A 760-nucleotide genomic window follows, 5' to 3' on the forward strand; every position below is an offset into this window, starting at 1 on the left:
CGACGACCAGCACGGCAAGGCCGGCAAGGATGAACACGGCTTTGCGCAGCCTGCGCCAGGCTGGGCGCGGGCTGGCGCTGCCCGGCTTGCCGGCGTTCACTGGGGCGCTCCCACGCCGGGCGGCGGAACGGGGGTAGACATGGCGGGCGAATCGTTGGCCGCAGGACCGCCTGTCGCAGGATCGCTTGCCGCAGGACCGCCCGCCGCAGGGTCGCCTGCCGACCCTCCCGCGCCCGGCGGCGATCCCGCCATCACCACTTGCGGCTGCTCATCCCCGCCCCCCAGCGCGACATACAACGACACGCCGTTCTGAAGCTGCGACGCCCGCAGCGTCAGCATCTGCTGCTCTGCATTGAACAATCCGCGCCGCGCGTCGACGACTTCCAGGTAGATCGAGATGCCGTTCATGTAGCGCAGCTCGGCAGTCTCGGCCAGGCGGCGCTGCGCTTGGATCGCCGTTTCCTGCGCGGTCACCTGCTCCTGGAAGCGCTTGCGGTTCTCCAACGCGGTGGCCACTTCGCTGAACGCCGTCTGCACCGTCTTGCGGTAGTTGGCGATCAGTTCGTCGCGCTGCGCCGTGGCAAGATCCACCGCCGCGCGCCGCTGCCCGTAATCAAAGATCGGCCACCCGATTCCCGCGCCGATGTTCCAGATCTGGCTGGGCGACGAAAAGAGGTCCGACAGCTCGGTGGAGGCATAGCCGAACGAACCGGTCAGTGCAATCCGCGGAAACAGGGCCGCGCGCGCCGCGCCGATGTTG

General features: G+C 68.8%; 1 protein-coding gene. It reads right to left on the reverse strand.

What is annotated here, in order from left to right; translation table 11 throughout:
• Positions 1-96 precede the first annotated feature (96 nt).
• On the reverse strand, positions 97-760 hold a 664-nt coding region (locus tag B3446_RS22175), incomplete at its 5' end, for a TolC family protein (RefSeq protein ID WP_291385047.1).

The sequence above is a fragment of the Achromobacter sp. UBA5777 genome, assembly GCF_002418565.1.
Lineage (GTDB): Bacteria > Pseudomonadota > Gammaproteobacteria > Burkholderiales > Burkholderiaceae_B > Achromobacter > Achromobacter animicus.